This window comes from Streptomyces sp. NPDC002785 (genome assembly GCF_040295565.1).
Lineage (GTDB): Bacteria > Actinomycetota > Actinomycetes > Streptomycetales > Streptomycetaceae > Streptomyces.
Genome location: NZ_JBEOVN010000295.1, coordinates 1 through 6563 on the forward strand (window position 1 = coordinate 1; position 6563 = coordinate 6563).

General features: G+C 65.9%; 5 protein-coding genes. 1 reads left to right on the forward strand and 4 read right to left on the reverse strand.

Annotated features, from left to right (window positions below; translation table 11 throughout):
• Nucleotides 1-145: 145 nt before the first annotated feature.
• The 4 genes from ABTZ94_RS35520 to ABTZ94_RS35535 all read right to left on the reverse strand — a co-directional run bounded on the left by ABTZ94_RS35520 (nucleotide 146) and on the right by ABTZ94_RS35535 (nucleotide 4037).
• Nucleotides 146-1414, reverse strand: coding sequence for an MFS transporter (locus ABTZ94_RS35520; protein ID WP_351207249.1), 1269 nt, complete (start codon nucleotides 1412-1414; stop codon nucleotides 146-148).
• Nucleotides 1415-1538: 124 nt separating this feature from the next.
• Entirely contained in the window at nucleotides 1539-2621 is a 1083-nt protein-coding gene (locus ABTZ94_RS35525) for an inositol-3-phosphate synthase (RefSeq protein ID WP_351207251.1), read from the reverse strand.
• 61 nt (nucleotides 2622-2682) lie between these two features.
• Nucleotides 2683-3390, reverse strand: a complete 708-nt coding sequence (locus tag ABTZ94_RS35530) for a PadR family transcriptional regulator (protein ID WP_351207253.1) — start codon at nucleotides 3388-3390, stop codon at nucleotides 2683-2685.
• A gap of 509 nt (nucleotides 3391-3899) precedes the next feature.
• Nucleotides 3900-4037, reverse strand: a complete 138-nt coding sequence (locus ABTZ94_RS35535) for a hypothetical protein (RefSeq protein WP_351207255.1) — start codon at nucleotides 4035-4037, stop codon at nucleotides 3900-3902.
• Between the two features lie 153 nt (nucleotides 4038-4190).
• Here ABTZ94_RS35535 and ABTZ94_RS35540 point away from each other — a divergent pair, with 153 nt between their 5' ends.
• A complete protein-coding gene (locus ABTZ94_RS35540) occupies nucleotides 4191-6488 on the forward strand; it encodes a transglycosylase domain-containing protein (protein ID WP_351207257.1) in 2298 nt (765 codons plus the stop codon).
• Nucleotides 6489-6563 lie beyond the last annotated feature (75 nt).

The window sequence follows — 6563 nt, forward strand, 5'->3', positions numbered from 1 at the left end:
ACCGAACTCCGGCGACCGCTCGGACCAGCCGAGCACACCCGCCGACCGCGGCGGTGGTCATGTTTCACGTGAAACATGACCGCGATCTGGTACGGCGAGGGGCGCTGTTTCACGTGAAACAGCGCCCCTCGCCGTACCGTGCCCGTTAGAACCCCCTACCGGCGCGGCTCCACCGGAACAGCAGTACGGCGATGGCTGCATAGAGCACGGCTACCCCGATCACCACCACGAACGACTGCCCGTCAGGGGGCAGCATCAGGGCGGAGAGTGCGGCAGCGCCCACGAATGCCACATTGAAGAGCACGTCGTAGAGGGAGAAGACCCGGCCGCGGAAGCCGTCGTCCACCGAGGTCTGTACCACCGTGTCCGTTGCGATCTTCGCCCCCTGGGTGACGAGTCCGAGAATGAACGCCGCGGCGAGTGTTGGTGCGGGGATGAACCACAGCCCCAGCGCGGGTTCGAGGACGGCGGCCGCCGCCGCGCACACCGCCATCCAGCGGAACCGGCCGAGCCGCCCCACCGCCCAAGGTGTGACCACGGCCGCTGCGAAGAACCCCGCACCGGAGACCGCCACAGCCAGTCCGAGGAGTGCCAGGCCTTCGGATTCGCTGTCGGACCAGGCGTACCGGCACAACATCAGCACCATCACGGTCAGCGCCCCGTAGCAGAAGCGGATCACGGTCATGGCGGCCAGCGCCCGGGTCGCTTGCTTCCGCTCCGCCAGATGGCGCAGCCCGTCGGCGAGCCCCCGTGCGGTGATGACCAGAGCCTTCCTCAGCCGGATGCGGTGCCCGTCCTGATCCGGTCCGAGAAGCCCGGTGGCAAGCCTCAGGGATGCCAGCGCCGAAGCAAGGTAGAGAGCCGCGCCCAGCAGTACCACCGCCGCATCGGAGTCGGCGATTACCAGTCGCACGATGAAGGCGAGGCCGCCGCCGGCCGTGGCGGCGAGCGTGCCCGCGGTCGGTGAGAGCGAGTTCGCCAGCACCAGTCGGTCGCTGTCGACGACACGCGGCAGCGCCGCCGAGAGCCCGGCCAGCACAAAGCGGTTGACCGCGGTGACGCACAGCGCCGAGGCGTAGAAGAGCCAGTCGGGTGCGGAGCCGAGGATCAGGAGTGCGGTGCAGCAGGCGAGTGCGGCGCGCAGCAGGTTGCCGTACAGAAAGACCTGACGGCGTGGCCAGCGGTCCAGCAGGACGCCGGCAAAGGGGCCGATGAGCGAGTACGGCAACAGCAGCACGGCCATTGTGGAGGCGATGGCCCCCGCCGACGCCTGTTTCTCCGGGGAGAAGACGACATGAGCCGCCAGCGCCACCTGGTAGATGCCGTCGGCCGACTGGGAGAGGAGTCGTACGGCGAGTAGACGACGGAAGTTCCGAAGGCGCAGAAGTACGCGCAGATCACCTACGACAGGCATGTGATCAAGGGTCACATACGTTGAGGGTCCCCGGGCGGATTACCCGGGGACCCTCAACAGTGCGGCAGGGAAGGAGCGTCGCCGCTCATCGCCGAGCCGCGCCGACGCACCGTGTCCGGTCGCGTCAGTTGGCGACCTCGCCCCTGATGAACTTCTCGACGTTCTCGCGGGCCTCGTCGTCGAAGTACTGGACCGGCGGGGACTTCATGAAGTACGAGGAAGCGGAGAGGATCGGGCCGCCGATGCCGCGGTCCTTGGCGATCTTCGCGGCGCGGACGGCGTCGATGATGACACCGGCGGAGTTCGGGGAGTCCCAGACCTCGAGCTTGTACTCCAGGTTCAGCGGAACGTCACCGAAGGCGCGGCCCTCGAGGCGCACATACGCCCACTTGCGGTCGTCCAGCCAGGCCACGTAGTCCGACGGACCGATGTGGACGTTGTCCGCACCGAGCTCGCGGTCACGGATCTGGGAGGTGACTGCCTGCGTCTTGGAGATCTTCTTGGACTCCAGGCGCTCACGCTCGAGCATGTTCTTGAAGTCCATGTTGCCGCCGACGTTCAGCTGCATCGTGCGGTCCAGGATGACGCCCCGGTCCTCGAAGAGCTTCGCCATCACGCGGTGCGTGATGGTGGCGCCGACCTGCGACTTGATGTCGTCGCCGACGATCGGGACACCGGCCTCGGTGAACTTGTCCGCCCACTCCTTGGTGCCGGCGATGAAGACCGGGAGAGCGTTGACGAACGCTACCTTGGCGTCGATGGCGCACTGCGCGTAGAACTTCGCAGCTACTTCGGATCCGACCGGCAGGTAGCAGACGAGGACGTCGACCTTACGGTCCTTGAGGACCTGGACGATGTCGACCGGGGCCTCGGCCGACTCCTCGATGGTCTGGCGGTAGTACTTGCCCAGGCCGTCGTGGGTGTGGCCGCGCTGGACGGTGACGCCGGCGTTCGGCACGTCGCAGAGCTTGATGGTGTTGTTCTCGCTGGCACCGATGGCGTCCGCGAGGTCGAGGCCGACCTTCTTCGCGTCGACGTCGAAGGCGGCGACGAACTCGACGTCCCGCACGTGGTAGTCGCCGAACTGGACATGCATCAGACCGGGCACCTTGCCGGCCGGATCGGCGTCCTTGTAGTACTCGACGCCCTGGACCAGCGAGGCGGCGCAGTTGCCCACGCCGACGATGGCTACGCGAACCGAACCCATTCCGGTTGCTCCCTGTGTGTAATGGATGTTCCCGATGAAGCCCCGCGGATCTGCGAGGACCTCACTTTGAGGTGTCGTCGGACGGATCCGGCGGGGTGGTACCCCGGTGCCGGGGCAGGCCGTCCGTCTCTCCTGCTGTGTTCTGCTGAGCTTCGCCCCCGGGCGAGGACCGTCGCTGATCCCGTCCCGACCGCTCGCTCTCGATGAGCTCGTTCAGCCAGCGCACTTCGCGCTCCACGGACTCCATGCCGTGTCGCTGCAGCTCAAGTGTGTAGTCGTCGAGGCGCTCGCGGGTGCGGGCCAGAGAGGCCCGCATCTTCTCCAGGCGCTCCTCCAGCCGGCTGCGCCGGCCTTCCAGCACCCGCATCCGCACCTCGTGCTCCGTCTGCCCGAAGAAGGCGAAACGGGCTGCGAAGTGCTCGTCCTCCCAGGAGTCGGGGCCGGTGTGCGAGAGCAGCTCCTCGAAGTGCTCCTTACCTTCTGCCGTCAACCGGTAGACGATCTTGGCGCGGCGCCCGGCCAGTGAGGAGGCGGGGGCGACCGCACGGCCGGCAGCAGGTGGAAGGTCGCCCGGTGAGCTTCCCGGCTCCTCGATCAACCAGCCGTTGGCCACCAGCGTCTTGAGGCAGGGGTAGAGGGTGCCGTAGCTGAAGGCGCGGAAGATCCCCAACGAGGTATTGAGACGTTTGCGCAGCTCGTAGCCGTGCATCGGGGACTCGCGGAGCAGGCCGAGAACGGCGAATTCGAGGATGCCTGCGCGTCTGCTCAATTTCGCCTCCTCCTTCTCCGAGTGCTCCTGCGGAGCCCTGCGCCGAGCTGATGTACCGAGCTGATGTATCGACTCGATACATCACGACGATAGATCGGTCGTCGCGCTGCGACAAGAGGGGTCATCGTGAACGGCGTCACATCGTGAATTCGTAGGCACCGACTTGCGTCGTTTGAGGTGAAGTTCGTCCCTAGGAGGGTTTTGATCGTGCGTAGTCTGTGCGGCATGCAGACCACCGGGAACCGTGAGGCGCCTGTGCGCGTCAGTCTTCGCGGACTAGCCGGATGCACTGCGGATGAGCCTGTCGCAGGGCTGGTCCGTAATTCGGAGGGACCGGATCTCAACTGCCGCTTCCAGGCGTTCTCGCCTGCCCGAGGAGTAGTCGTTCCATGAGCGAGCACCGTCGCAAAACGCCGCAACCGCAAGGTGGTGGGCGTGCAGCGGCCAGACGAGCCGCCCACCAGTCCTCAGGACGCCGCGCCGATCCATCACGCGGAGTAACTCCTGAGTCACCGTCCGAAACGCATGGCGGGGACAGTCCGTACGGCGGACGTGCCGAGGCCAGACGAGCCGCCCAGCGCGGCGGCGGGAGCCGTGGTGGTGGCGGTGGTGGGCGTCGTCGCGGCGGTGGTGGTGACAGCGGACACGAGGGCCCGGACAGAGGGCGTGGCCGCGGGAGTCAGCGTCCTGTCAAGAAGCGCTTCATCGACTACCCACGCGCCGGGAAGTACGGCGCCCGGCGCTGGGTGCCGTCGTGGAAGCTGGTCTCCAGCCTCTGTATCGGCTTCTTCGGCCTGCTGATGGGCGTTGCCGGTATCGCGTACGCGATGGTCGGCAAGCCCAGCGTGAAGGACACCGCGACAGCGCAGAACAACGTCTACTTCTGGGACGACGGCACGCAGATGGTCGCCACCGGCGGTGAGGTCAACCGCCAGATCATCGGCTTCGAGCAGATCCCCGAAGCCATGCGAAATGCCGTCATCTCGGCGGAGAACAAGTCCTTCGAACATGACAAGGGCATCGACCCCATGGGCATCGCCCGTGCCCTGTTCAATATGGCCTCCGGCGGCCAGACCCAGGGTGGCTCGACGATCACCCAGCAGTACGTGAAGAACTCGCGTCTTTCTCAGGAACAGACCCTGAGCCGGAAGTTCGAGGAACTCTTCATCACGCTCAAGGTTGCCAATGAGATGGAGAAGAATGACATCATTCGTGACTACCTCAACATCTCCTACTACGGGCGAGGCGCATCGGGGCTCCAGGCGGCGGCCCGTACGTACTATGGCAAGGACGCCAAGGAGCTGAACCCGAGCGAGTGTGCGTTCCTGGCCACGCTGCTCAAGGGCGCGACCTACTACGACCCGGCGGGTGCTCCCGAGGTCGACGCCAAGCAGGCCACCAGGGCGAAGAACACCGACCGGGCCGAGCGGCGCTGGAAGTGGATCCTCGACGAAGAGGTGAAGGACAAGCGTCTGTCGCAGGCGGAGCGCGACAAGTACACCAAGTTTCCTATGCCCGACTTGCCGAAGAAGGATGCCCAGCTGGGCGGCCAGACCGGCTACCTGGTCGACCTCGCCAAGTCGTACTTCCTCAACAACAACGACCAGGGCGTCACGGCGGAGAAGCTCGCTCAGGGCGGCTACGAGATCCACACCACCTTCAACAAGAAGAAGGTCAACGAGCTCGACGCCGCGGTACAGAAGGTCTACGACAACAAGATCAAGCCGAAGCAGCGCCCCGAGACGGACACTCACGTCCAGTTCGGCGGCGCGTCGGTGGATCCCGAGACCGGTGCCATTGCGGCGATCTACGGTGGTGAGGACGCGACCAAGCACTACACCAACAACGCGGACCCTACCGGCGCGCAGGTCGGTTCGACCTTCAAGCCGTTCGTGCTGGCGGCGGCGATGCAGTACGGCAAGCGCGATCCCTCGCTCCCCGAGAACCAGGATGAGTTGCAGCGTAAAAAGGTCTCGCCGCTGAGCATCTACAACGCCGACGACAGGCTGAAGATCAAGAAGTATGACGGCCAGATCTGGACCGACGAGAACGGCAAGGAGTGGCTGCAGGCCAACGACGGCCACGAGTCGAGGGGCAACATCACCCTTCGTGAGGCGATGCAGTGGTCCGCCAACTCCTCGTACGTACAACTCGGCATGGACGTCGGCACCGACAAGGTGAAGGACGTCGCCATTGCCGCAGGTCTCAAGGACGACACGAACATGGCGGATTCACATGTGCCGTCGTTCTCCATCGGTACGTCCTCGCCCAGTGCGATCCGCATGGCCGGCGCGTACGCGACCTTCGCGGCCAGTGGTAAGCAGCGCGATCCGTTCTCGGTCACCAAGGTGATGTACAAGGGCGAGCCCATCTACCAGCACAAGGAGACCCGCAAGCAGGCCTTCGCCCCCGAAATCGCCGACAACGTCACCGACGTCCTGAAGAACGTCGTCGATAAGGGAACCGGTACCCCTGCGCAGCTCCCCGGCCGCGACGTGGCGGGCAAGACGGGTACGACGGACGACAACAAGTCGGCCTGGTTCGTCGGCTACACCCCGCAGCTGTCCACGGCCATCAGCATGTACCGCCTGGACGACGACGAGAAGAACAAGAACCGCAAGTTCGAGAAGATGTACGGCACGGGCGGTGAGAAGACGATCCACGGTGCCTCGTTCCCGGCCCAGATCTGGCACGACTACATGGCGGAGGCGATGAAGGGGAAGAAGGTCATGACCTTCCCGAAGCCGGTGCCGATCGGTGACACGGTCTACGGTGGCGGCGCGCAGAGCCCCCAGCCGACGCCCACCGCGGTGGAGTCGCCGTCGCCGTCCCCGTCGGCGTCCGAGTCGCCCTCGACGAGCCCGTCCCCGTCCGCGCCCGACCCCAGCGACACCTGTAGCGCATGGGACCGGAACTGCCAGAACAACGGCGGCGGGACCAGTACCGGTGCGGATGGCGGAGGCGACGGCGGCCCCACTACCAGCCCGCCGACATCCCCCTCGCCGCCGAGTGGTGGCAATGGCAATGGGAACGGCAATGGGAACGGCAATGGGAACGGCAATGGGAACACCGGAATCTTCGGTGGCCCGGCTGGTTAACGCCTGTCCGGCCGGGTAGACCGGCGATCCGGCCGACCGGGCCTGGCCAAGAGGGCCGCCGCACCACACGGTGCG

Bases quoted from the DNA above. Each gene is read 5' to 3' on its own strand.
- ABTZ94_RS35520 (WP_351207249.1), bottom strand. From the start codon at position 1,414: ATGCCTGTCGTAGGTGATCTGCGCGTACTTCTGCGCCTTCGGAACTTC.
- ABTZ94_RS35525 (WP_351207251.1), bottom strand. From the start codon at position 2,621: ATGGGTTCGGTTCGCGTAGCCATCGTCGGCGTGGGCAACTGCGCCGCC.
- ABTZ94_RS35540 (WP_351207257.1), top strand. From the start codon at position 4,191: ATGGGCGTTGCCGGTATCGCGTACGCGATGGTCGGCAAGCCCAGCGTG.